Annotated in this window: 20 protein-coding genes; 14 read left to right on the top strand and 6 right to left on the bottom strand. The window is 61.5% G+C overall.

Features of this window, described 5'->3' with window-relative positions; all coding sequences use genetic code 11:
• Window positions 1-345: 345 nt before the first annotated feature.
• The 3 genes from OO25_RS10655 (at window position 346) to OO25_RS10645 (ending at window position 3030) form a co-directional block, all read left to right on the top strand.
• Window positions 346-717, top strand: coding sequence for a helix-turn-helix domain-containing protein (locus OO25_RS10655; protein WP_040170404.1), 372 nt, complete (start codon window positions 346-348; stop codon window positions 715-717).
• Window positions 718-782: 65 nt separating this feature from the next.
• A complete protein-coding gene (hisN, locus tag OO25_RS10650; RefSeq protein ID WP_082035324.1) occupies window positions 783-1577 on the top strand; it encodes a histidinol-phosphatase in 795 nt (264 codons plus the stop codon).
• A gap of 112 nt (window positions 1578-1689) precedes the next feature.
• Complete coding sequence (locus OO25_RS10645) at window positions 1690-3030, top strand: 8-oxoguanine deaminase (RefSeq protein ID WP_040180051.1); 1341 nt, start codon at window positions 1690-1692, stop codon at window positions 3028-3030.
• Window positions 3031-3145: 115 nt separating this feature from the next.
• Here OO25_RS10645 and guaD read toward each other — a convergent pair whose 3' ends face one another.
• Complete coding sequence (guaD, locus tag OO25_RS10640) at window positions 3146-4432, bottom strand: guanine deaminase (RefSeq protein ID WP_040180293.1); 1287 nt, start codon at window positions 4430-4432, stop codon at window positions 3146-3148.
• Window positions 4433-4568: 136 nt separating this feature from the next.
• Here guaD and mgtE point away from each other — a divergent pair, with 136 nt between their 5' ends.
• The 4 genes from mgtE to OO25_RS10620 all read left to right on the top strand — a co-directional run bounded on the left by mgtE (window position 4569) and on the right by OO25_RS10620 (window position 9566).
• The gene (gene mgtE, locus OO25_RS10635) at window positions 4569-5957 is read left to right on the top strand and encodes a magnesium transporter (protein WP_040170408.1); all 1389 of its coding nucleotides are present in this window, start codon (window positions 4569-4571) and stop codon (window positions 5955-5957) included.
• Between the two features lie 63 nt (window positions 5958-6020).
• A complete protein-coding gene (locus OO25_RS10630) occupies window positions 6021-6584 on the top strand; it encodes a 5-formyltetrahydrofolate cyclo-ligase (protein ID WP_040180049.1) in 564 nt (187 codons plus the stop codon).
• A 113-nt stretch (window positions 6585-6697) separates the two neighbouring features.
• Window positions 6698-7510, top strand: coding sequence for a TIGR00282 family metallophosphoesterase (locus OO25_RS10625; protein WP_040180046.1), 813 nt, complete (start codon window positions 6698-6700; stop codon window positions 7508-7510).
• A 277-nt stretch (window positions 7511-7787) separates the two neighbouring features.
• A complete protein-coding gene (locus OO25_RS10620) occupies window positions 7788-9566 on the top strand; it encodes an SLC13 family permease (protein ID WP_040180045.1) in 1779 nt (592 codons plus the stop codon).
• A 41-nt stretch (window positions 9567-9607) separates the two neighbouring features.
• Here OO25_RS10620 and OO25_RS10615 read toward each other — a convergent pair whose 3' ends face one another.
• On the bottom strand, window positions 9608-11278 hold the full coding sequence (locus OO25_RS10615) for an FAD-binding dehydrogenase (RefSeq protein WP_040180043.1): 1671 nt from the start codon (window positions 11276-11278) through the stop codon (window positions 9608-9610).
• Between the two features lie 112 nt (window positions 11279-11390).
• Window positions 11391-13166 (bottom strand): SLC13 family permease, encoded by a 1776-nt coding sequence (locus OO25_RS10610; RefSeq protein ID WP_040180042.1) that lies wholly within the window; start codon window positions 13164-13166, stop codon window positions 11391-11393.
• A 179-nt stretch (window positions 13167-13345) separates the two neighbouring features.
• Between OO25_RS10610 and OO25_RS10605 the strand changes: the two genes are divergently transcribed.
• Window positions 13346-14086 (top strand): YebC/PmpR family DNA-binding transcriptional regulator, encoded by a 741-nt coding sequence (locus OO25_RS10605; RefSeq protein ID WP_024096685.1) that lies wholly within the window; start codon window positions 13346-13348, stop codon window positions 14084-14086.
• Between the two features lie 106 nt (window positions 14087-14192).
• A complete protein-coding gene (locus tag OO25_RS10600) occupies window positions 14193-14663 on the top strand; it encodes a GNAT family N-acetyltransferase (RefSeq protein ID WP_040180041.1) in 471 nt (156 codons plus the stop codon).
• Between the two features lie 10 nt (window positions 14664-14673).
• Here the strand turns inward: OO25_RS10600 and OO25_RS10595 are convergent, their stop codons facing one another.
• The gene (locus OO25_RS10595) at window positions 14674-15594 is read right to left on the bottom strand and encodes a hypothetical protein (protein ID WP_052465654.1); all 921 of its coding nucleotides are present in this window, start codon (window positions 15592-15594) and stop codon (window positions 14674-14676) included.
• A gap of 17 nt (window positions 15595-15611) precedes the next feature.
• On the bottom strand, window positions 15612-16496 hold the full coding sequence (locus tag OO25_RS10590) for a LysR family transcriptional regulator ArgP (protein ID WP_040180040.1): 885 nt from the start codon (window positions 16494-16496) through the stop codon (window positions 15612-15614).
• Window positions 16497-16610: 114 nt separating this feature from the next.
• Between OO25_RS10590 and OO25_RS10585 the strand changes: the two genes are divergently transcribed.
• From OO25_RS10585 to OO25_RS10575, 3 genes are all read left to right on the top strand, one after another.
• The gene (locus OO25_RS10585; protein WP_040180037.1) at window positions 16611-17216 is read left to right on the top strand and encodes a LysE/ArgO family amino acid transporter; all 606 of its coding nucleotides are present in this window, start codon (window positions 16611-16613) and stop codon (window positions 17214-17216) included.
• 134 nt (window positions 17217-17350) lie between these two features.
• Complete coding sequence (locus OO25_RS10580) at window positions 17351-18289, top strand: DMT family transporter (protein WP_082035330.1); 939 nt, start codon at window positions 17351-17353, stop codon at window positions 18287-18289.
• A 66-nt stretch (window positions 18290-18355) separates the two neighbouring features.
• Complete coding sequence (locus OO25_RS10575) at window positions 18356-19453, top strand: DUF1036 domain-containing protein (protein WP_040180035.1); 1098 nt, start codon at window positions 18356-18358, stop codon at window positions 19451-19453.
• 32 nt (window positions 19454-19485) lie between these two features.
• Here the strand turns inward: OO25_RS10575 and betI are convergent, their stop codons facing one another.
• Window positions 19486-20061 carry a transcriptional regulator BetI gene (gene betI / locus OO25_RS10570; RefSeq protein WP_040170425.1) on the bottom strand — a complete coding sequence of 192 codons (576 nt, stop codon included), beginning with the start codon at window positions 20059-20061 and terminating at the stop codon, window positions 19486-19488.
• Between the two features lie 160 nt (window positions 20062-20221).
• Here betI and OO25_RS10565 point away from each other — a divergent pair, with 160 nt between their 5' ends.
• Together OO25_RS10565 and betC are read left to right on the top strand one after the other, a co-directional pair.
• Complete coding sequence (locus OO25_RS10565; protein ID WP_040180034.1) at window positions 20222-21430, top strand: BCCT family transporter; 1209 nt, start codon at window positions 20222-20224, stop codon at window positions 21428-21430.
• Window positions 21431-21612: 182 nt separating this feature from the next.
• Window positions 21613-23121 carry a choline-sulfatase gene (gene betC / locus OO25_RS10560; protein ID WP_040180033.1) on the top strand — a complete coding sequence of 503 codons (1509 nt, stop codon included), beginning with the start codon at window positions 21613-21615 and terminating at the stop codon, window positions 23119-23121.
• Window positions 23122-23149: the final 28 nt, after the last annotated feature.

Genomic DNA, 23149 nt, shown 5'->3' with positions numbered 1-23149 from the left:
TGGGGTAAGGTGATTCTGAGTGGTAAAACCATGTCAGATTCGCAATCGGATCACCTCACTATTTATGGGGAGGTGCGGAACATGAGTAAAACATGCAAAAAAGTGAAATAAAAATGGTGCATGAAATCATGCGTTTGACGCACAGGCGCCCATTGCGGCGAGAGTGACTGCTTGAATTCAACCGTTAAGGTCGTACACTCAACCCCAATGGGAGCGCCTTGTTCGTTGGTACAGGGACTTACGGGTTTTTTGGCAACATTGGTCTTGCACGGTAATTGCCGGGTGGGCGGGGGTTAAGAAAGACGGCTAGGGTGGCACCCAGTTGGTAAATCTTAGGAGAAACGCATGGCTCATCCAGTGGACGTGCACGTGGGGAAACGCATCCGGCATCGCCGGTGGCTCATCGGCATGACGCAACAACAGCTCGCAGAGCTGGTTGGTATCAAATTTCAACAAATCCAAAAATATGAAACCGGTGCAAACCGGGTCAGCGCCTCTCGGCTCTGGGATATTTCTGACGCGCTCAGCGTTCCTGTCAGCTTCTTTTTTGAAGGGTTGCAGGACGATGCTGCGCCAGCATCGGACAAGGCGCAGGTGCCTGATGATCTGATGGGCGACAAGGAGGCACTGGATCTGGTGCGGTCCTACTACGCGATTCCAGAGAACCAGCGCCGCCGTCTGTTCGAACTGGCGCGCGTGCTCAGCGACGCGGCTTGATTTTCCAGCCTCGAGTGGGGGCTTGGGGCTTGAAATATGCGCGGTTGAATGTCACCCCTTTGGGTATGACTTCAGCCGCGTTTTCAGATCTGGAGGTTGCCCATCGGATGGCCGATGCTGCACGCCAGGCGATCCTGCCATATTTTCGTTCAGACGGACTGCAATCCGACAACAAACTGGACGAAGGCTTTGATCCTGTCACCATTGCTGATCGCGCCGCCGAACAGGCGATGCGGTCCGTGCTCGCCGAACTGCGCCCCGAGGACAGCATCCTTGGAGAGGAATACGGCGAGACCACCGGCCCATCCGGACGCATTTGGGTCCTTGATCCGATTGACGGCACTCGTGGCTTTATCAGCGGCACCCCAACTTGGGGCGTTCTGATCGCGCTGGGGGACAAAAGCGGGCCTTTCCTTGGTATCATCGACCAGCCTTATATTGGTGAACGTTTTGTCGGCACACCCGATGGCGCCAGCCTGACCGGCCCCTTGGGAGAGCAGGCGCTCTGCGCCCGCGCGACGGTCAACCTGTCAGAGGCAACGCTGTTCACCACTTTTCCCGAAGTCGGTAGCGACGACGAACGGGCGGCCTTTCAACGCGTCGCCAGCCAGGTGCAGCTGACCCGCTATGGTATGGATTGCTACGCCTATGCGCTACTGGCGGCGGGGCAATGTGATCTGGTGATCGAAGCCGGTCTGAACGCTTATGATATTCAGGCGCCGATTGCGGTCATTCAGGCGGCAGGCGGCGTGGTGACCAACTGGCAGGGCGCGCCCGCGCATGAGGGTGGCCAGGTGCTTGCAGCTGCCACGCCCGAGTTACATGCCGCAGCGCTTGCACTGATTCAGCAAACCGCTTGAACTGCCTGCATACAATCCGCTAAACCACTCCAGCGCGCCGAGTCCTTTGCCCGTATTCTGTCGGCGCGTTTTCACACTTCACCGAAATGGGCGGCCTGATGGAGTGTGACCTGTGCCTGAGATTCTGATTCAAAATATTGATATCGCGCTGACAATGGATGATCAGCGCCGCCAGCTGTCGGCTGTGGATCTGCGCCTGCGTGACGGGATTATTGCTGAGATTGGCAGTGATCTCAGCACCACAGGTGAGCGGATCAGCGGCCGCGGCTGCGTGGTGACGCCCGGCCTCGTGAATACCCACCACCATCTCTACCAGAACCTCACCCGCGCGGTGCCCGGCGCGCAGGATGCGTTGCTGTTTGGCTGGCTGAAACGGCTCTACCCGATCTGGTCCGCCTTCACGCCGGATGATATCCATGTCTCCGCCCAGCTAGGCTTGGCGGAGCTGGCCTTCTCGGGCTGCTCGCTCACCTCTGATCATCTCTACCTCTATCCCAACGGCAGCAGGCTTGAGGACACGATTGAGGCGGCTGGCGATATCGGCCTGCGCTTCCAGCCGGCCCGTGGCGCCATGAGCATCGGCGAAAGCGCGGGGGGCCTGCCGCCGGACAGCCTGGTTGAGGATGAACGCGCCATTCTTGACGATATGATCCGGGTGGTGGACCGGTTCCATGATGCCGCTGAAGGGTCGATGTGCCGGGTCGCATTGGCGCCCTGTTCGCCGTTTTCCGTCAGCCGCGAGCTGATGCGGGACAGCGCCCTTCTGGCGCGGGACAAGGGCGTCATGCTGCACACTCATCTGGCCGAAAATGACGAAGATATCGCCTATTCCCTTGCGCAGTTCGGCTGCCGACCCGGCCAATACGCCGAGGATCTGGGCTGGACCGGCCCTGACGTCTGGCACGCCCATTGTGTGAAACTGGACGCTGAGGAGATTGATCTCTTCGCCCGGACCCGTACCGGTGTGGCCCATTGCCCCTGTTCCAATTGTCGGCTGGGCAGCGGTATCGCGCCGCTGCGCGCCATGCGCGATGCGCGGGTACCCGTTGGGCTGGGGGTGGATGGATCGGCCAGCAATGATATGGCCAGCCTGATCAGTGAGGCACGTCAGGCGATGCTGCTGCAGCGGGTCGCGCAGGGCGCCGATGCCATGAGCGCCTATGAGGCACTGGAAATCGCCACGCGCGGCGGGGCAGAGGTGCTGGGACGGCCCGATGTGGGGCAGCTTGCGGTGGGCAAACGCGCCGATATCGCCATCTGGGATGTCACTGGCGTGGCCTCAAGCGGCAGCTGGGATCCGGCGGCCCTGTTGCTGGCAGGGCCTGCACAGGTGAAACATCTCTTCGTTGAGGGGCGTCAGATCATCCGCGACGGCACCTTGGCGACCATGGATCTGCCAGGGCTCCTGGAACGGCACCAAAAAGCCACCACACGTCTCATGCAGCTGGCCTGACGCAACTGGCCAAACCGGGCAACGGCGCTCCGCCCAGCTTCTGGCGCCAAATATCCCGCCGGAGGCAGAGGCGCGTCAGCGCCTCCCTCGCTTTGTCCTCATGTCGCGACGGGCTTCAGTCGCGTGCGCCGTTGATCCAGACCTCCGCAACCGCCCGGTCATCGCCCATCATGATGGTGGCAAAAACCGCCTCCCAGAGGTCTTTCGCCCCGGCGCTGCGCTGCGCAATGGCAGGGGTTGAGGCCAGATCCAGCACCACCAGATCCGCCTCCATGCCGGGGGCGATATTGCCGATCTGGTCTCCCATATGCAGCGCGCGGGCCGAGCCTTGCGTCGCAAGCCATAGCAACTGCGCGGCATGCAGCGGCGTGCCGCGCAGCTGACCAACCTCATAGGCCGCCGCCATGGTGCGCAGCATCGAAAAACTTGAGCCGCCGCCAGTGTCCGTAGCCAGGCCAATCCGTTGCCCCTCAGCCATCAGTCCGGCCATGTCGAACAGGCCTGATCCGATGAAGGTGTTGGAGGTCGGGCAATGCACCAGCGCCGCGCCAACCTCGCGCAGCCGGGCACGTTCGCGGTCTTCCAGATGGATGGCATGACCATAAAGGCCGCGTGCGCCCAACAGGCCAAATTGCTCATAGGTGTCCAGATAATCGCGGGCCTTGGGGAAGAGCGACTTCACCCAGGCAATCTCATCCGTTTGCTCGCTCAGATGGGTCTGCATCAGGCAGTCCGGATGATCGGCCCAAAGCGCGCCCATGGCCTCCAGCTGTTCGGGTGTCGAGGTGGGAGAGAACCGTGGCGTGATCGCATAAGACAGCCGGTCAACCCCATGCCAGCGCGCAATCAGCGCCGCACTGTCGTCATGGGCCGATTGCGCGGTGTCGCGCAGCCCGTCCGGGGCGTTGCGATCCATGCAGGTCTTGCCCGCGACGACCCGTTGACCCCGCGCCTGCGCGGCGGTGAAAAACGCATCCACGCTTTCGGGATGGATGGTGCAATAGCTGCACATGGTGGTGGTGCCATTGGAGCGGGTCAGATCCAGATAACGCCCGGCGATCTCATCAGCATAAGACCGATCGCCAAACCGCATCTCCTCGGGGAAGGTATAGCTGTTCAGCCAGTCAATCAGCCGTTTGCCCCAGCTGGCAATAATCGCGGTCTGGGGGAAATGCACATGGGCATCGACAAACCCCGCAAGGATCAGCCGGTCGTCGTGGTCCACCAGCTCTGCCGCCGGGTGGGCCTTGCGCAGGCCCTCCCATGCGCCCAGCTCCAGCACCTTGCCACCACCGATGGCGACCGCCTCATGCAGGTCAGCCGCAGCCTCAGGGCTGTCGCCACCAAAGGGGGTGTCTGTAAACGAAAGAACCTGTCCTCGTAAGATATAGTCTGCCTGCATAAGACGCGGTCCTTTCTTGCCAAACTGCGGTCCACAGGATACGCGCAGCATCATCGGCGGTAAATTACGTCATTGTCATTGTTTTTCGGTAACTGCTTCTTTTATTCCAGAAGCAACCGCGAAAAAGGGGCCTCAGATGATTGCAGACGACCACCAGGAGCCAGTCGACCCCGCGTCCGAGGATGCCTATGAGCTGGACCGCAAACGGGTCGGCCAGATCCTCGAGGCGGTGGAGGCCGCGGATCAGGCGCAGCTGACCGCGCTGATGGAGCCGCTGCACGCAGCGGATATTGCTGACCTTCTGGAACAGATCAGCGCCTTTGACCGGGGCCAGCTGATCCGGCTGTACGACCGCGAATTCGACGGTGAGATCCTGTCGGAACTGGATGAGAGCATCCGCGAAGAGGTGATCTCACAGCTTGCCCCGCAGGTTTTGGCTGAGGCGGTGCGTGATCTTGAAAGCGATGACGTTGTTGACCTGCTGGAGGATCTGGAAGAGCCGCAGCAGGAGGCCATTCTCAACACGCTGGAAGATGCGGACCGGGTCGCGGTTGAACAATCGCTGAGCTATCCTGAGAACTCCGCCGGCCGACTGATGCAGCGCGAGGTGGTGATGGCACCCGACCACTGGACGGTCGGGCAGGCAATTGATTTCATGCGGGAATCCGATCATCTCCCGGATCAGTTCTACCATGTCGTTCTGGTCGATCCTCGGCTACACCCCGTCGGCAATGTCACGCTTGGCCGCATCATGTCCTCCAAACGGGAGGTGCCGCTGGGTGACATCGTCGAGGAGACCTTTCAGATCATCCCTGCCGATCAGGACGAGGAAGATGTGGCCTATGCCTTCAACCAGTACCACCTGATCTCAGCCCCCGTGGTCGATGATGAGGGACGGCTGGTGGGCGTCATCACCATGGATGATGCCATGGTGGTGCTGGACGAAGAGCACGAAGAAGACATCCTGCGCCTCGCGGGGGTCGGCGAGGGCAGCCTTGCTGACCGGGTGATGGCCACGACGAAGCAGCGCTTTCCCTGGCTGGCGGTGAACCTTGCCACCGCAATTCTGGCCTCGCTGGTGATTGCCCAGTTTGAGGCGACGATTGCCGAATTTGTGGCGCTGGCGGTGCTGATGCCGATCGTGGCCTCCATGGGTGGCAATGCTGGCACGCAATCGTTAACGGTGGCGGTGCGCGCGCTGGCGACCCGCGACCTCACCGGATCCAACGTCTGGCGGGTGATCCGGCGGGAAGTTCTGGTGGGGCTGGTCAACGGCCTTGCCTTTGCCCTGATCATGGGCGTGGTGGGGATCTTGTGGTTCGGCTCACCCGTGCTGGGCGTGGTGATTGCCGTCGCTATGGTGATCAATCTTGTCGTCGCGGGGCTGGCGGGAACCGTGGTGCCGATTATTCTGGAAAAAATCGGCGTCGATCCGGCGCTGGCCTCCGGCGCCTTTGTGACGACGGTCACGGATATCGTCGGGTTTTTTGCCTTTCTTGGGCTGGCCGGGGCGATGTTGCTCTGACCTTCGCCGTTTTTGCTGCCCGCCGGTGCGGGCGGTGTCTTTCGTTCTGACAGGATCGCTTTCATGGATGACCTCACCCGGATCAAGGCCGACGCCCGCAAAGCTGCCTTCCAGCGCCGCAAGGCCGCATATGAGATGAACAAGCCGGGGGTTGCGGGCCATCTGTCCGAGGTGCTGGCCGGATATCGCGGTGTGCCGCTCTCAGGTTACATGCCGATCCGCACGGAGATTGACCCGCGCCCTGCGATGGCTGAGGCGGCGGCCCATGGTCCGGTTGGGGTGCCAGTGATTCAGGCCAAGGAGACACCGCTGAAATTCAGTCGCTGGCAGCCGGAGGGCGCGCTGCGCGACGGTCCCTTTGGCGCCAAGGTGCCCGAGGTGGATGAATATTTTGAACCCGAGATCCTGATTGTGCCGCTGGTCGCCTTTGATGCGCGGGGCGGGCGGCTTGGCTATGGGGGCGGCTTTTATGACCGCACCTTGGAACTGCTGCGCGGCAAACGCGCGACATTGGCCATTGGGTTTGCTTTTGACGCTCAGGAGGCGGACGACCTACCACTGGAACCAACGGATCAGCCGCTGGATATGCTGATCACCGAAAGCCGGGTGTTGCAGTTCAGCCGATAGCGCTGCGGCTGATCGCTCAGATTTTTGAAAAAATCTGGGCAACACTTTTCAAAAAGTTTTGGTCCATCAACGCGGGCCTTGTCCTGAGCCGTGCAACGGCGTACCACGCCCGGATGCGACTATTATTTCTTGGCGATGTCATGGGCCGTGCGGGACGCAAGGCCATTTCCGAACACCTCCCGCAGATGCGCAAGGACTGGCGACTGGATTTTGTCGTGGTCAATGGCGAGAATGCGTCCAATGGCATGGGGCTGAATGGCGATCATGCCAAGGCGCTGCTGGATGCGGGGGCCGATTGTCTGACCCTTGGCGACCATGCCTTTGACCAAAAGGACATGTTGCAGGCCATCGAGAAAGAGCCGCGCATTATCCGGCCACTGAATTTTGCCAAAAACGCACCGGGGCGCGGCTACCGGTTGTTCAACGCCCCCGGCGGGCGCAAGGTGCTGGTGGTTCAGGCGCTGGGGCAGGTGTTCATGAAACGCGCCTATGATGATCCCTTTGGTGCGGTGGAGGCGGTGCTGAAATCGCATCCACGTGGCGGTCTGGCGCAGGCGGTGATCGTGGACATGCACTGCGAAGCCACGTCTGAGAAGATGGCCATGGGGCATTTCTGTAACGGCCGCGCCTCGCTGGTGGTGGGCACCCATACCCATGTGCCAACGGCCGATGCCCAGATCCTGTCTGGCGGGACCGGGTATCTGACAGATGCCGGCATGTGCGGCGACTATAACTCCGTGATCGGGATGGAGAAATCCGAACCGATGCGCCGTTTCCTGACCGGCATGCCCAAGAACCGCTTCACCCCCGCCGAAGGGCCAGCAACGCTCTCCGGCGTTTTTGTGGACACCGATGATCGCACCGGTGCGGCGAAATCGATCCGCATGATCCGGGTGGGTGGCTTGCTGGAAGAGGCCGCGCCCTGACGCTGGCTTTGTCTCGGGAGGCTCGCAACGTGCCTGGCTCCGCAAAAATACACGCAGGGCAGGGGGATACTTGCCTGCCTATATGCGCAAAACCCAAACCCTGTTCGCAAACAGCCGGTAAATCAGGACATGCCAACCGGTTGCACCGCGAAACACTTGCCTCGGGTGGCGGGATCAGGTTCACTCGCTTGGGCCGTGCGCTGTCTGATGCGGTTCCAGCCGGTCTTGCAGGTCACCGATGACTGATCTTTCAACCTCATGGATGTCGTTACCCTTGATGCAGTTTCTACCCCTTGGCGAGACCGGCGGCGCGGTTCTGACACTGCTGATCGTGGCGGCGATGTTTGCAGCCTTCCTGCGGGAAACCTTCCCGACCGAGGTGGTGGCGCTGGCGGGAGTGTCCGTGATGCTGGCAACGGGCGTGCTGCCCTATCAGGCGGCGCTGCCGGTGTTGTCAAATCCGGCGCCCTGGACCATTGCGGCCATGTTCATCATCATGGGGGCCTTGGTGCGCACCGGGGCACTGGATGCGTTTACCGCACAGGCGCGCAAGCAGGCGGAGGTCAGCCCGAAGCTGGCCATCGCGCTCTTGATGGTCTTTGTCGTTGCCGCCTCTGCCGTTGTGTCGAACACGCCGGTGGTTGTGGTAATGATCCCTGTGTTTATCCAGATCGCCCGCACGATGAAGGTTTCGGCCTCCAAGATGCTGATCCCGCTGAGTTATGCAGCCATCCTGGGTGGCACGCTTACGCTGATCGGCACCTCTACGAACCTGCTGGTTGACGGGGTTGCACGGGCGCAGGGGCTGGCGCCTTTCACTATTTTCGAGGTCACGCCGCTGGGCATCATTCTGGTGATCTGGGGCATGATCTACCTGCGCTTCGTCGCACCGCGCCTGTTGCCGGACCGCAGCAGCATGGCCAGCTTGCTCAGCGACCGCTCGCGGATGAAATTCTTCACCGAGGCGGTGATCCCCCCGGACAGCAACCTGATCGGGCGCGAGGTCACCGGCGTGCAATTGTTCAAACGCCCCGGCGTGCGGCTGATCGATGTCATTCGCGGCGATATCTCGCTGCGCAACGCGCTCAAAGGCGTGGAGCTGCAGGTCGGTGACCGGGTGGTCCTGCGCACCCAGATGACCGAACTCCTCAGCCTGCAACGCAACAAGGAGCTGAAGCGCGTCGATCAGGTCTCCACCGTGGAAACCGAAACCGTTGAGGTGCTGATCACCCCCGGCTGCCGCATGGTGGGCCGCTCGCTCGGCGCGATGCGCCTGCGTCGTCGCTACGGTGTTTATACGCTGGCGGTGCATCGTCGGAACCAGAACATCGGCGTCCAGCTGGAGGATCTGGTGGTGCGGGTGGGCGATACCCTGCTCCTGGAGGGCAACACCGAGGATATTCAGCGCCTTGCGGCAGATATGGATATGGCGGCGGTGTCGCAGCCCTCTGTGCGCGCCTACCGCCGTCGCCACGCGCCCATTGCCATTGTCGCGTTGATCGGCATCGTGCTTCTTGCGGCTCTGGGTGTGGCTCCGATCCTGATGCTGTCGGTCCTGGCCGTCTCACTGGTGCTGATCACCCGCTGCATTGATGCGGATGAGGCGTTTTCTTTTGTCGACGGTCGCCTGCTCACGCTGATCTTTGCCATGCTGGCCATCGGCGCCGCACTTGAAAGCTCTGGCGCTGTGCGGCTCATTGTGGACGCCATTGCGCCGTCACTCTCGGTCCTGCCGCCGTTTCTTCTGGTCTGGGCGGTCTATCTGCTGACCTCGATCCTGACAGAGCTGGTCTCCAACAATGCCGTGGCTGTGGTGGTGACCCCGATCGCGGTTGGGCTGGCGCAGGCCATGGGCATTGATCCACGCCCCCTTGTGGTGGCGGTGATGGTGGCGGCCTCAGCCTCCTTTGCGACACCGATTGGCTATCAGACCAACATGCTGGTCTACGGTCCGGGCGGATATAAATTCACCGACTTCCTGCGCGTGGGCATTCCGTTGAACTTTAGCGTTGGCCTCTTGGCATCCATCCTGATCCCGGTCTTCTGGCCACTTTAACAGCGACCGGTAAGTTTCTGTTAACCATGATTCATGCCAGTTCAGGCAATCGCACGTGATTGCCCGGCTTGGCGACCGGTAAACAGACACCCACCAAGGAAACTGCCCTCCAGCGCGTTATAGCCGTGATAGCCGCCACCGCCAAAACCGGCGACCTCTCCGGCAGCAAACAACCCCGGCACCGTGGCGCCATCGGCGCCGATCAGCTGCCCGTCGAGATTGGTCTGCAGGCCGCCCAGAGACTTGCGCGTCAGGATGTTCAGGCGTACTGCAATCAACGGCCCATTGGCGCGGTCCAGCAGGCGGTGCGGCTTGGCGGTGCGGATCAGACGATCGCCCCGGTAGTTGCGCGCGGCATTGATCGCAATCAGCTGCGCATCCTTGGCAAAGGGATTGTCCGCCTGTGCATCCCGCGCCTCAATCTGCCGGCGCAAATGGCTTTCCTCCAACGGCAGCTCCCCCAATTCGTTCATGCCCTTGACCAGATCGCTTAGCGTGTCGGCGACGACGAAATCCGCACCATGTTTCTTGAACGCCTCCACCGGGGCCGGGGCCTTGCCCCGCGACAACAGCCGCGCGCGCAGCACCTCGCCCCATTTGCCGGAGGTCAGATCCGGGTTCTGCTCCGACCCCGACAGGGCAAATTCCTTTTGGATGATCTTCTGGCTCAGGATGAACCAACTGTAATCCTGCCCGGTCTTCAGGATTTCGCGCAGGGTGCCCAGCGTGTCAAATCCCGGCAGGTAAGGCGCGGGCAGGCGGTCGCCTTTGGCGTCAAACCACATCGACGAAGGCCCCGGCAGAATGCGAATGCCGTGGTTGGGCCAGATTGGATCCCAGTTGCGCAGCCCTTCAGTGTAGTGCCACATCCGGTCGGCATTGATGACATGGCCGCCAGCGGCCTCCGCGATGGGGATCATGCGGCCATCCACGTGAAAGGGCACACCCGACACCATGCGGCGCGGCGCCGGGCCGAGCCGCTCCACCGGCCAGTTCTTGCGCACCGCATCCAGATTGCCACCAATCCCGCCAGAGGCGACCAGCACCGACGGCGCATAGACCTCAAACTCGCCGATTTCCTGCCGATTGGTGCGTGCGCCCTGCGGGGCCTCATCTGCGGCCAGAACCTCGCCGGAGACACCTTTGACGATGCCGCCCTGAGTGATGATATGGCTGACCTGATGGCGAAACCGCGGCTGGATCAGACCAGCCTCAATATGGGCCTCAACCCGCGCGGCAAAGGGGGCGACCACTCCGGGTCCGGTCCCCCAGGTGAGGTGAAAGCGCGGCACTGAATTGCCGTGGCCTTCGCCATCGCCGCCGCCGCGTTCGGCCCAGCCCACCACCGGAAACCAGCGCATCCCCAGCCCGTGCAGCCAGGCCCGCATTTCGCCACTGGCAAACTCCAGATAGGCCCGCGCCCAGCGTTGCGGCCAGTGATCCTCGGGGCGATCAAACTGGGCGCTGCCGAACCAGTCGCGCCGCGCCAGATCGGGGCAGTCGCGAATGCCCATGCGGCGCTGCTCCGGTGTGTCGATCATGAACAACCCACCAAGGCTCCAATGCGCCTGACCGCCCAGGAAATGCGCAGGCTCCTGATCCAGCAGGATCACCCGCTTGCCCCGGTCGCCCAGTTCGGCTGCCGCCACCAGTCCGGCTAGTCCGGCGCCGATAATGATCACATCTGCGCTGTTGTCCGTCACCTGTCCCATGGCGTGCCTCCGCTGTTGGTCCCCGTGGTGGGATCAGCCTAAGCGTGCAGAGGGTACAGGCGCAAACCCTGCGCGCCCTGCCGTTGGGTCATATTCGGGTTGAACAGCTGGTTCAGAGCGGCCAGAACAGCAAGATTGACGGGATAGAAACGGCGATGATCAACACCTCAAGCGGCAGGCCAATGCGCCAGTAATCGCCAAACTGATAGCCGCCGGGACCCAGCACCAGCGTGTTGTTCTTATGCCCGATAGGGGTGAGGAAGGCTGCGGAGGCCGCGACCGCCACTGCCATCAGGAACGGATCAGGTGACACCCCAAGGCCATTGGCCATCTGGATGCCGACAGGGGCTGCAACAATGGCTGTGGCGGTGTTGTTCAGCACATCCGACAGCGTCATGGTGACCACCATCAATACCGTCAGAATGGCCCAGGCGGGCATCCCATTGGTCAGTGTAAGCAGGCTTTCAGCAATCAGAGCCGTCCCACCGGCGCTGTCTAAGGCTGCCCCCAATGGGATCATGGATCCCAGCAGCACAACCACCGGCCATTCAATGTGGTCATATAATTCCGCCAGCGGCAGGATCTTGGTCAACACATAGGCCACCACCACCAGCCCCAGCGCAATCGGCAGATAGATAATCCCCAGCGAGGCCGCGAGCACCGCCCCCGCAAAGAGACCAATCGCCAGCCAGGTCTTGTCATTGGCGGTTACCGACAGGCCACGCTCGGCCAGCGGCAGGCAGCCCAGCCACTCGGTGACATCGGCGCCGCGATCGCGCGGGCAGAGCAGCAGCAGGATATCCCCGGCCTCAATCTGTTCCTGGCGGATATGGCGGGTCAGGCGGCGACCCTGCCGCGCCAGCCCCATCAGAACCGTGTTCTGCCGCCAGGCCAGCCCCAGCGCCTGCGCGCTGCGCCCCTTGATACGGGCGGTTTCCGGCACCACCACCTCAACCAGTTCAAGTCCATCGCCTGCGGCCGCCAGTTTCTCCTGGCGCGCGGCATCGGCAAAATCGAGGGAGGCGGCGCTGCGAAACTCATCCAGCGCTTCCGGCGTGGCCTCCAGCACCAGAGCGTCACCGGCCCGTAACAGCTGACCTGCCGCCCGCCCATAAAGCCGCTTCCCGTCGCGGATCAGCCCCAGAATGGCGACATCGGCTTTCTCCGCTTCTTTGTCGAATTCTCCCAGCCGCTGGCCGATCATTTCGGAGCCTTCGGGCACCGTCAGCTCGGCAATATACTGGGACAGCTGTGCCTCTGACGCGCCCGCCGCATTCTGGCGTAGCGGGATCAGGCGCCAGCCGATCAGCGCGACAAACAGCAACCCCGCCAGCGCCGCAATCCCGCCCACCGGGGCAAAGTCGAACATCCGGAACGGTTCTCCCAAGGTTTCTTCGCGGATTGAGGCAATGATGATATTGGGGGGCGTCCCGATCAGCGTCGCCATACCGCCTAAGATGGTGGCAAAGGATAGCGGCATCAGGCTCATCCCCGGTGTGCGTCCGGCCTTGCGCGCGGTCTGGATGTCCACTGGCATCAGCAGCGCCAGCGCAGCGACATTGTTCATGAAAGCTGACAGAACCGCGCCGATCCCGCCCATCAGCGTGATATGTGCGCCCAGATTGCGGCTGCTGTCCACCAGCGTGCGGGTGATCAGAAACACCGCGCCCGACCGCACCAGCCCGGCCGAGACCACCAGCACAAGCGCCACCACCAATGTGGCCGGGTGGCCAAACCCCGCAAAGGCCTCGCTGGCGGGCACCACGCCCAGAACCACCGCCACCATTAGCGCTGAAAACGCTACGATATCATAGCGATACTTTCCCCAAAGCAGCAGGCCAAAGACAGCGGCAAAGAGGGCGAATAAAACGGTCTGGTCAAATGTCATGGCGCCACTCTAGCCGCTGGGGCGGGTGGGGCAACCGTCGCAATGCACCCTTCTGTCGTGGCGCGTGCCTAGGATCCGGCAGCGCTGGTAGGGGCAGGGTGCATATGGGGCGCTTGAAAGCCCCCACATGTCGGGGCTATATGGGCGCCAGATCGAAATTGAAGCAGCAAGGATGCACCATGGCAGGCCATTCCAAATGGGCGAATATCCAGCACCGCAAGGGCCGTCAGGACGCCGCGCGGTCGAAATTGTTCTCGAAACTCTCCAAGGAAATCACCGTCGCCGCCAAAATGGGCGACCCCGATCCTGAGAAAAACCCGCGTCTGCGTCTGGCGGTGAAGGAAGCCAAGAGCCAATCCGTCCCCAAGGATGTGATTGACCGCGCGATCAAGAAATCCACTGCCGGTGAAGGCGATGATTACGAAGAAATCCGCTATGAGGGCTATGGCCCGAATGGTGTGGCCGTCATCGTCGAAGCCATGACCGACAACCGCAACCGCACCGCTTCCACCGTGCGCTCCACCTTCTCCAAGAACGGCGGCAACCTCGGCGAGACCGGCTCCGTCGGCTTTATGTTCGACCGCAAGGGCGAGGTGACTTACCCGGCAACGGTCGGCGATGCGGACACTGTGATGATGGCTGCGATTGAAGCGGGCGCCGAAGATGTCGACAGTTCCGAAGATGGCCACATCATCTACTGCGCCGATACCGACCTCAACGAGGTGTCCAACGCGCTGGAAGGTGAACTGGGCGAGTCCGACTCGACCAAGCTGGTGTGGAAGCCCACCACCACCACCGAGCTGGATCTCGAAGGCATGCAGAAGCTGATGAAGCTGGTGGATGCACTGGAAGACGATGATGACGTGCAGCGGGTCACCACCAACTTCGAAGCCTCGGATGAGGTGATGGAGCAGCTGTAAAACGCTAGCCCAGACTGAACAGGGCTAAGAACCTCAGGCCCGCCGGACTGGCGGGTCTTTTCGTCTGCGCAGTCCCCTTGGGTCCAAGCCGCATAAGGATAAAACGATGAAAATCAGAGGTTTCCGCGCCGAAGATGCCGCAGCGCTGGCGCAGATCTTTCACACTGCCGTGCATGGTGTGAGTGCACGGGACTACAGCCCGGAGCAATGCGCCGCCTGGAGCCCGGAACCGGCCCCGGCGGAGGTGTGGCAGGGCCGCGCAGATGACGGGCGCTTTGTCTTTGTCGCGGTGAATGCCGCCGATCAGCCGCAGGGCTTTATCGAGCTGGAGCGGGATGGCCATATCGATTGTTTCTACTGTCACCCAGATGTGGCGGGCACCGGCGTCGGCCTTGCACTTTATCAGCAGTTGGAGGCGCAGGCGCGGGATCTGGGGCTGAGCAGCCTATATGTTGAGGCAAGCGAGGCCGCGAAGCGGTTTTTCATCCGGCAGGGTTTTACTGACGAGGGGCGCCGCGAGATCGAACGCCGGGGCGTCGGGCTTCACAACTACCGCATGACCAAGGCCCTGAGTTGATCTGAGACGATCAGGGCTGCGTCAGCACGCCTTCCCGTCGCAGCTCATCCGCGTCGGGCATCCACAGGTCATTGCTCGCGGTGGCAAAAAGCCGGTCGGCAAACCCTGCGCTGATGCCCTGTTCGATCAGGAACGCCCGGTCGCGGGCCTGTTCGCGGCCCAGATCCACCTGTGGCAACCCACCGGGGAAATTCAGCGCATAGGCGTGAAACCCCAAGACGCCCTGATCGGCCAGCCTGCGCTGTTGCCCCGCCGCGAAGATCAGCGTGCAGGCAGAGGCGCAGGTGCCCTCCGCCACCGTGTCCAGCGCCCGGTCCCGGATCAGCCGGGCCACACCGCGTGCCTCATAGATCAGCCCGCCCGGACCGCTCAGGGCGACCTCACGCAGGGCCGGGGCCTCTGCCATCATCGCCGCCACGCGGCGGGTCAGCCCATGCGGGATTTCCCCGACAAAGACCAGCCGCCGCCCATCCGGGGTGATCGACAAGTCATAAAGCGCCTCACGCGCCAGCCGTTCCTGCTCGGCATAATCCGGCTCAACCGGGGTCGTCGCGATCAGCACCGCGTCCCACCACAGGGTTACGGTGGCAAAGCCGGCAAAGAGAATGGCCAGATATCCACCCCAGACCGGCGCCAGATGTCCGGTGTCGCGGATATGGGCATCGGCACTGCGCAGGAAGCACCGCGCCTGCCACAACAGCAGCAGCGCGTCGATCAGAACCAGCGCATAAAGCAACCGTATCGGCAGCACCACGACCGTATTCAACAGTGCCCATGTCAGCAGCACCACGATCCTTGGCAGAACCAGCTGCCATAGAAAGCTTCGCCCCAGTGTCAGAATGCGCAGCCGTTTTGGCGAGGTGCGGGCGGGGTTGGTTCTCAGGCTGGAAAACCTGCCGTTCGTTTTGCTGGTGTCGTGATCCTCTGGCACTGCCGTGCCCCCGGTGGTTACATCGGCGTCAGATGCCGACGTGCTGATATGAGCACGGCACGGGTCACATCGGCAAGGGCCGGGGCCAGTACCCGGCTCACCTGCCAGGTCAATGGCACATCCAGCGGGGTGTCCGGGATCAGCGGGCAGAGCTGCTCTGCCGTCAGGTAAGGTGCGGCCAGCTGTTCGGGGTTCATCCCCCAGCCCACGCCTGCCAATGCGGCATCGACAAAGGCCTGACTGGACGGCAGGAAATGGGCGGGCGGTGCGATCCCGCTGCCCACATGTGCGCTGAGCCAGCGCCCCTGCAGCTGATCCTTGGCATTAAATATGAGACAGGGCGCGCGCGTTGCGGCCTCTTGTGTCACGCCCTTGGCAAACCAGCGCTCCCGAAACCCCGGTGACGCCGTCGCAATATAGCGCAGCGCTCCCAATGGGTGGGCATCGCAGCCTGTCACCGGCTTGGCGTGGGCTGTCACCGCCGCCGAAACCTCGCCCCGGCGCAGCCAGTCGGCGCTGTGATCCTGATCGTCGATCACCAGATCAAACAGCAGCCCGTCGCAGGCGGCCATCACCGGAACAAACCAGGTCGCCAGACTGTCCGCATTGATCGCCACCCGCAGGCACGATGCACCGGGCGCGCGCTCCAGCCGCAGATCCTCTGACACAGCCGCTTCCAGCAAGGCCACATCCTCGGCGTGTTTGGCAATGCGAAGCCCAGCCTCGGTGCCAAGGCACGGGCTGCCACGCTGCACCAAGCTGCTGCCGATCCGATCCTCCAGCGCCTTGATCCGCTGCGAGATCGCTGAGGGCGTGACCAGCAGCGCCTGCGCCGCCGCCTCAAAGGAGCCAAGCCGCAGGACCGCCGAGAGCGCGGCAAGGTGATTGGGATCGAATCTCATTAGCTCTGCTTAATTGAGGTTATTCGGATTAATTTGCGTACAGCATTAAGGCGGCGTAGTCAAAGTCGCAGATGCGGAGATCGGTCCGCGCAAACACCACCAAAGGATACCCCCATGCCCCCCAGCCTGATCGCCGGTTTCTTTCTTGGCCTCAGCCTCATTATGGCCATTGGTGCGCAAAACGCCTTTGTGCTGCGGCAGGGGCTGCGGCGACAGCATGTGTTCTGGATCTGCTTTACGTGTGCCAGCTCCGATGCGCTGTTGATCACTGCCGGTGTTCTGGGGTTTGGCTCTCTCGCATTGGCGGTGCCGTGGTTTGAGATGGCGATGCGCCTGGGCGGGGCGGCGTTTCTGCTGTGGTATGGCGCGCGCAGCCTGATGGCGGCCTGGCGTGGCGGGGCGCATCTGGACAGTGCCGACCGGCAGGGAGCGCCGGTCACACTCTGGCCGATGCTGGCAACGGTTCTGGCGCTGACCTGGCTCAACCCGCATGTCTATCTGGATACCGTGGTGTTGCTCGGCTCAATCTCGGCGCAATATCCGCAGCCGCTGGTGTTCGGCTTGGGGGCAGCGGTCGCGAGCTTCGTGTTCTTCTTCACGCTGGGCTATGGCGCCAGCTTTCTGGCGCCCGTCTTTGCCCGACCCCGGGCATGGCAGGTGCTGGATGTGCTGGTGGGTCTGACCATGTGGGCCATCGCGCTCAAACTGCTGCTGATGTAGGGGCTGTCTCCTCACTCCTGCCGTCACGAGGATCTGCGCGTTATCCGGCCAAATCCGCACTCATCGCCCCAGCATGAAGATATTTCATATGTGAAGGGTTGTTCTGCAGCGACCCCGGTGGTCTCATGCCCGCCATGACCTCAACACCCCAAGACACCCCATCGCCCGCATCACGCTTTGCCGCCAACCAACCCTTGAGAGGTGTGTTCTGGATGCTGATGACGGGCTTCTGCTTTGTTGCGGTGACGGCACTGGTCAAATACCTCGGCGACCGTGTCCCGCCAGCGGAATCTGCGTTCTTGCGGTATCTGCTGGGGCTGGTGTTCCTGTTGCCGATGATTGGCGCGCTACGCCGCAGCCAATTGACACCACGCCTCTGGGGGTTGTTTGCCACACGGGGGTTTGTCCATACGCTGGGGGTGATCCTGTGGTTTTTTGCTATGACCCAGATCCCCTTGGCAGAGGTCACGGCGATGAACTACCTCTCGCCGATCTATGTCTCCATCGGGGCGGCGCTGTTTCTGGGGGAACGTATGGCGCTGCGCCGGGTCGGGGCCATACTGGTGGCGCTGCTCGGAGCGCTGATCATCCTGCGGCCCGGATTTCGCGAGGTGGAGGCAGGCCATATTGCCATGCTGTTCACCGCACTGGCCTTCGGCGCGTCTTATCTTCTGGCCAAGACCACCGTGGACGGCACCAGCCCGGTGGTGGTCGTGGCGATGCTGTCGATCTGGGTGACGGTGTTTCTTGCGCCCTTCGCCGCCGTGGTCTGGGTGACACCCACGCTGTGGGAACTGGCGATCCTGTTTGCGGTCGCCTGCTTTGCCACCGCTGGACATTATACAATGACACTGGCCTTCGCCTCGGCACCGGTGACGGTCACTCAGCCAGTAACGTTTTTGCAATTGCTTTGGGCCACACTGCTCGGGGCGCTGGTCTTCGGTGAGGCGGTTGATATCTGGGTGGTCGCCGGCGGCTGCCTGATCCTGGCGGCTGTCAGCTTCATCACCTGGCGGGAGGCGGTGCTGAAGCGGCGAGCACTCACACCGGCCAGTCTCGCTACAAAAGTCTGATTTTGCAAAACCGTCACATAGCACTGTTAGGGACCTCGAACGGATTCGGAAACAAAGGTGAAACACATGCGCGCCCGACTGATCTTGGTGTTTCTGCTGGCACCACTGGGGCTGGCACTCGCCGCCCAGCGTGGTTCGGCAGAGCCGGGCCATCCGGGATACGCAGGGCTGGAGATTTGCAACGACACTGCTGTACCCCAGACGCTCAGCCTCGCCTACCGAGATGATGGACGTTGGATTTCCAACGGCTGGTGGTCACTCTCGCCGGAAACCTGTGAACGCGTGCTTGATGCCCCACTAAAGAACCGATTTTATTATTTCCACAGTGAAGCGCAGAACTGGCAGTTTCTGGATGAGCGTATTTCATTCTGCACAGCCCCCGGTAATTTCACCATATACGGCGATCGGGATTGCGCTATCCGTGGCTACAACAGCGCATTTTTTGCGAAAATCGATACTCAGCTGCCTGCTGCACTCTCTGGCAGCGATCAGGCCGCCTCGGCCTATGTGGCGCGACTGAGCAGCCATTCCCGCCCGGCGCCTGTAGGCGCTGACGCAGTCAGAAGGCTGATGCCGGAGGAGGTCGCAGCCGCGGATACTGCGTTTGAGCAGGATGTAACCTTTCAGGGCTGCGAGGTGCGCAGCGGCGACGGGCGGGTGATCTGCAAATTGGTCATGGGGGCAGGGCAGCTCTGCGTGACCAACGATGGGATGACAGATCCGGCGATCATCGATCGGCTGCAGGCCTTGGCCCCCGGCACACCGGTGCGGGTGTCGGGAGAGAGCCTGACATCCGGCGATCGCGTGACCTTTGCCAGTTTAAATTCCCTGACAGAGCGCGCAGAGACCCGGCATGATCTGATGTTGGATGATCTGGCTGGCCGATGGGTGTCGCAGGCGGATGCCTATGATCTGTTCATCATTGAAGGGGCCTCGCGGCATAATTTCTACGGGTCGGTTGAGACCATGACTGAGCTGTTGTCGGTTCAGACCGCCTGCGATGATGCCTCAGGCACAGGACCCTATATGGTGGCTCAGGCTGAGGACGGCGGCCCCACCCATTGCTACCGGATCATCTCCCTGACGGAGGGCGAACTGGTGCTGTCCTACATGCCGCGCGGAACTGAGCTGCGCTATCACCGCCAGGATCAGCCCCTGAACTGACCGGCGGAACCCCCGGTGCGGCGGTGGCGTGGTCAGTTCAACGCCAGATCCACCACCCGGTGGGCAGCGCGGCGGGCCTGGGCCGAATCCAGCGGTGTTTCAGACTGTGCAGCCTGGAGCCAGACCCCGTCCATATAGCATTGCAGGGCGTGACGCGCTGTCTCCACCCGATCCTGCGGCAGCAAGCCATTCAACTCCGCCAGGAAATGGCTGCGCACCCGGCTGCGATTGATTCTGTGCAGCCGCGACAGGCGCGGCGAATAGGGCGCGCTGGCCCAGAACTGCATCCAGAGACTGCACTGCGCGACGCTGAATAAGTCATCGTCAAAATTGGCATCCATCACCGCATAAAGACGTTCCTTCGGGCAATTTGCAGTGGCATAACCCCGGATCATTGCCTCGCGCAGCTTGTTCAGCAGATGGCGCATCGTGGCTTCCATCAGCCCTTCCTTGGAACCGAAGTAATAGTTGATCGAGGCCGCGGAGGCCCCGGCCTCCTTCGCGATTTCTGCCATGGTAACAACACCATACCCACGTCGGTGAACGGCGACGATCGTGGCTTCGATCAGCTCTTCATTGCGGATGTCGCGAATTCTTTTTCTTCCCATTCCTCAGTCTTGCGTCAGGTCGCTCTGTGTTTCAACTCCTGTTATGCGGATTCCGGATCTTGAACGGTCATTTAAAAATAGGTTTAGAGATGACCTTTTTTCTGCTATGCCTGCCGCACACGTCAAAAGGGCGATCAACGCCCATCCAAGGGAGGGACGTATGACAACAATCATCTCAGCCGGGATCTTGCTGGCCTTTGCGCTGGTGATTTTCTGCGTGATCAAGTGGTGGAACATGCGCATTGTCGGGGTCACCCCGGTGCCATTGTTCACCTTTATCGCAATCCTGTTCACCTCGGGTCTGGATGTGGGGCTGATCATGTTCCCGCTGGCCTTTGACTACCCGCTATATGCGGATACCGCGGCAGAGCCTGCCTATGCGTTCACCAATCCGTTGGCGCTTGAATTCGGCTTCTGGGGCTTTCTGATCTGGGCCTTCTACTTCCTGACCTCATTCTACTTTTGCGCCATCGAACCGCGGGTGAAGTTCTTTGAGATCGGTGTTGTGAAGCTGCTGAACAATCTGGTGATCATCACCACCTGTGCCTTCACCGGCGCGCTGTTCCTGATCTACATGCCTTATTACATCGCCGAAGTCGGCGACGGCGAGACGGTCATTCCGGCCTTCTATGTGATCTGCTTCCTGGTGATCCTGGCGGCGGCCTATTCCTCCACCGATATCAAATATGTGCGCATCCTGTCGGTCACCTCGACCTTCCTGTTCTTCGCGCTGATCCTCGGCATGTGGGCCTATGCAGGCATGGGGCTGGGTGAGTTTGCCACCACCGCTGGCAATATCGGCGGCTACTTCGCCAACATCCACAAATTCGTCCTGCCGCTGACCGACTATCATGAGTTCTACCTGTTCTGGTGGTTTGCCTGGTCGATCATGATTGGTCAGTTCACCTCGCGCTTCGTTGGCGGCCTGACCACATGGCAGCTGCTGGCGGCCCTGCTGGTGTTCCCGTCGATCCCGCTCGCGGTGTGGTTCTCGGTGCTTTACTTCTATCACCTCAACACCATCCCGACCGCAGGTCTGATCAACTGGTCCATGACGGTCGTTGGCATCCTGTTCGTGATCAACTCGTTTGACTCGCTGATCCGGCTTTACACCGACAACATGAACCTCAGTGCAGAACGCCTGGGCAAACTGCCCTATGTGCTTGGCAATGCGGTGGCGCTGTTTGCCCTGACCCTGGCCTTCCAGAGCCAGTGGCTGCAGATCCAGTGGGTCGGCACCGTGGTGATTGGCATCTACATCGCCTGCCTGATCTACATCTTCGCAAAGAAGCGCAGCGAAGTTGCGGAGATCACCACCTCGCCCGAGGAAAACACCCTCGACTTTGAGCGTATCAAAACAGCCCACTAAGTAAGACTGGGCGCCCCGGCCCGCCAGTTGGCAGGGCCGGGGCCTTTCGCGGCAACGCCGCATAAAACATCTGACAGGATCGGGTCTTCGTGCCGCACGCCCCTGGCCCGCAAAACACCACCTGTTGCGAGCTACCACCGGGCCCAGGGCCGCTGTGCACAGATAGAGGAGACGTTGGAAAGATGACCGCCCCGAACATTCTGATCGTGATGGTTGACCAGTTGAACGGGACGCTGTTTCCCGATGGTCCCGCCGATTTCCTCCATGCGCCCAATCTCAAGAAACTGGCAGCCCGCTCCACCCGGTTCAAAAATGCCTATACCGCCTCGCCGCTCTGCGCGCCGGGCCGTGCCTCTTTCATGTCCGGTCAGCTGCCGTCGCGCACCGGCGTCTACGACAACGCGGCTGAATTCCGCTCGGATATTCCCACTTATGCGCATCACCTGCGGCGCGCGGGCTACTACACCTGCCTGTCGGGCAAGATGCATTTCGTCGGTCCCGACCAGATGCACGGGTTTGAGGACCGCCTGACCACCGATATCTACCCGGCCGATTTCGGCTGGACGCCGGATTATCGCAAACCGGGTGAGCGGATCGACTGGTGGTATCACAACATGGGATCCGTCACCGGCGCAGGGGTGGCAGAGATTTCCAACCAGATGGAATATGACGATGAGGTCGCCTATCACGCCAAGGCCAAGCTTTATGATCTGGCGCGCGGCAAGGATGACCGCCCTTGGGCGCTGACCGTCAGCTTCACCCATCCGCATGACCCCTATGTGGCGCGCAAAAAATACTGGGATCTCTACGAGGATTGCGAGCATCTGCTGCCACAGGTCCCGGCGATGGACTACGCCGATCACGACAACCACTCCAAACGGATCTTTGACGCCAATGACTGGCGCAGCTTTGACATCTCGCAAGAGGACATCAAACGCTCCCGCCGCGCCTATTTCGCCAATATCTCCTACCTTGATGACAAGATTGGCGAGATCCTTGAGGTGCTGGAAACCACCCGGCAGGAGGCGATCATCCTGTTTGTCTCTGACCACGGCGATATGCTGGGCGAGCGGGGGCTTTGGTTCAAGATGAGCTTCTTTGAAGGCTCTTCCCGCGTGCCGCTGATGATCTCGGCACCTAACCTGCCTGCCGGGCTGATCGAGACGCCGGTGTCCACATTGGACGTGACCCCAACGCTGGGCGCGCTGGCCGGTGTGGATATGGCGGAAATCGAACCCTGGACCGATGGGCAGAACCTGCTGCCGCTGGCAATGGGCACGGAGCGCAGCGAACCGGTCGCCATCGAATACGCAGCGGAGGCCTCTTATGCGCCGCTGGTGTCGCTGCGCTACGGCAAATGGAAATACAACCGCTGCGCGCTGGACCCCGATCAGCTGTTCGATCTGGAGGCAGATCCGCAGGAACTCAACAACCTTGCAGGTGACCCGACCCACGCTGGCACCTTGCAGACCTTACGTGCCAAATCAGAAGCGCGTTGGGATCTGGAGCGCTTTGACGCCGAGGTGCGCGCCAGCCAAGCCCGCCGCTGGGTTGTCTACGAGGCGCTGCGCCAGGGTGGCTATTACCCTTGGGACTACCAGCCGCTGCAAAAAGCATCCGAGCGCTACATGCGCAACCATATGGATCTGAACGACGTTGAGGACGGCAACCGCTTTCCTCGCGGCGAATAAGACCCGCAGACACTCCTTAGCCAGATCT

It is taken from the genome of Phaeobacter sp. S60, assembly GCF_000826845.1.
GTDB lineage: Bacteria > Pseudomonadota > Alphaproteobacteria > Rhodobacterales > Rhodobacteraceae > Phaeobacter > Phaeobacter piscinae.
The sequence above is the reverse complement of the archived record's forward strand: the minus strand, read 5'-3'. Positions and strand labels throughout refer to the sequence as shown.

Excerpts from the sequence above, each read along its gene's own strand:
- OO25_RS10655 (WP_040170404.1), top strand. The coding sequence starts at position 346 with ATGGCTCATCCAGTGGACGTGCACGTGGGGAAACGCATCCGGCATCGC.
- hisN (WP_082035324.1), top strand. The coding sequence starts at position 783 with ATGACTTCAGCCGCGTTTTCAGATCTGGAGGTTGCCCATCGGATGGCC.
- guaD (WP_040180293.1), bottom strand. The coding sequence starts at position 4,432 with ATGCAGGCAGACTATATCTTACGAGGACAGGTTCTTTCGTTTACAGAC.
- mgtE (WP_040170408.1), top strand. The coding sequence starts at position 4,569 with ATGATTGCAGACGACCACCAGGAGCCAGTCGACCCCGCGTCCGAGGAT.
- OO25_RS10630 (WP_040180049.1), top strand. The coding sequence starts at position 6,021 with ATGGATGACCTCACCCGGATCAAGGCCGACGCCCGCAAAGCTGCCTTC.
- OO25_RS10625 (WP_040180046.1), top strand. The coding sequence starts at position 6,698 with ATGCGACTATTATTTCTTGGCGATGTCATGGGCCGTGCGGGACGCAAG.
- OO25_RS10620 (WP_040180045.1), top strand. The coding sequence starts at position 7,788 with ATGCAGTTTCTACCCCTTGGCGAGACCGGCGGCGCGGTTCTGACACTG.
- OO25_RS10615 (WP_040180043.1), bottom strand. The coding sequence starts at position 11,278 with ATGGGACAGGTGACGGACAACAGCGCAGATGTGATCATTATCGGCGCC.
- OO25_RS10610 (WP_040180042.1), bottom strand. The coding sequence starts at position 13,166 with ATGACATTTGACCAGACCGTTTTATTCGCCCTCTTTGCCGCTGTCTTT.
- OO25_RS10605 (WP_024096685.1), top strand. The coding sequence starts at position 13,346 with ATGGCAGGCCATTCCAAATGGGCGAATATCCAGCACCGCAAGGGCCGT.
- OO25_RS10600 (WP_040180041.1), top strand. The coding sequence starts at position 14,193 with ATGAAAATCAGAGGTTTCCGCGCCGAAGATGCCGCAGCGCTGGCGCAG.
- OO25_RS10590 (WP_040180040.1), bottom strand. The coding sequence starts at position 16,496 with ATGAGATTCGATCCCAATCACCTTGCCGCGCTCTCGGCGGTCCTGCGG.
- OO25_RS10585 (WP_040180037.1), top strand. The coding sequence starts at position 16,611 with ATGCCCCCCAGCCTGATCGCCGGTTTCTTTCTTGGCCTCAGCCTCATT.
- OO25_RS10580 (WP_082035330.1), top strand. The coding sequence starts at position 17,351 with ATGACCTCAACACCCCAAGACACCCCATCGCCCGCATCACGCTTTGCC.
- OO25_RS10575 (WP_040180035.1), top strand. The coding sequence starts at position 18,356 with ATGCGCGCCCGACTGATCTTGGTGTTTCTGCTGGCACCACTGGGGCTG.
- betI (WP_040170425.1), bottom strand. The coding sequence starts at position 20,061 with ATGGGAAGAAAAAGAATTCGCGACATCCGCAATGAAGAGCTGATCGAA.
- OO25_RS10565 (WP_040180034.1), top strand. The coding sequence starts at position 20,222 with ATGACAACAATCATCTCAGCCGGGATCTTGCTGGCCTTTGCGCTGGTG.
- betC (WP_040180033.1), top strand. The coding sequence starts at position 21,613 with ATGACCGCCCCGAACATTCTGATCGTGATGGTTGACCAGTTGAACGGG.